Annotated in this window: 2 protein-coding genes; both read right to left on the bottom strand. The window is 68.3% G+C overall.

Features of this window, described 5'->3' with window-relative positions; genetic code table 11:
• Positions 1 to 240 (bottom strand): twin-arginine translocation signal domain-containing protein (locus tag JWG43_RS20655; protein WP_205244279.1); only part of this gene is annotated, 240 nt, incomplete at its 3' end.
• Positions 237 to 564: holdfast anchoring protein HfaA (gene hfaA, locus JWG43_RS20645; RefSeq protein WP_205244278.1), on the bottom strand; the 328-nt coding region annotated here is incomplete at its 5' end. The genes hfaA and JWG43_RS20655, both read right to left, overlap by 4 nt.

Genomic DNA, 564 nt, shown 5'->3' with positions numbered 1-564 from the left:
GGTGTAGTCGCTGATCCTGCCCACGGCCAGGCGCGGCGAGGGCAGGTTGTAGCGACGGGCGTAGTCGGCCAGGCAATACAGCGCGGCGGAATAGGGCGTGGGGTTTGCGGTCACCGGCGCATTGCCGATCGGCGTCGCATATTGCCCCGACGGACCCGCGACGGGGCTGACGCAGCCGGCGAGCAGAAGGGCGACGGCCGAGACGGCGGCGGACCCCTTGATGAGATGACGGCGGCTCATGGCAGGGTGATATTCCCGTTCAGGGCCGTACCGGCGTTGATGGCGCCGGTATTGGTCTGGGTCGAGTTGACGATGACGGTGTTGCGGCTGCCCTGGACCACCACGTTCAGCTGATTGCCGATGGCGGTGGAGCCGCCGATGGTCGTGCCGCTGTTGCTGGACGCGCCTGCGCCGGCATAGGCCGAGGCCGCGCCGCCGGACTGGCTGGAATAGGATGAGGCGCCGGACTGGATGATGCCGTTGACGATCAGACGATTGCCGTTGGCGTCACGCGTATAGCCGGTCGCGGCCGTATTGGCGGCCGTTCGCGCGCCGCCATAGCCC

This window comes from Desulfobulbus alkaliphilus (genome assembly GCF_016918545.1).
GTDB lineage: Bacteria > Desulfobacterota > Desulfobulbia > Desulfobulbales > Desulfobulbaceae > Desulfobulbus > Desulfobulbus alkaliphilus.
Note: the sequence above shows the minus strand (reverse complement) of the source record. Positions and strands in the feature narration are given on the sequence as shown.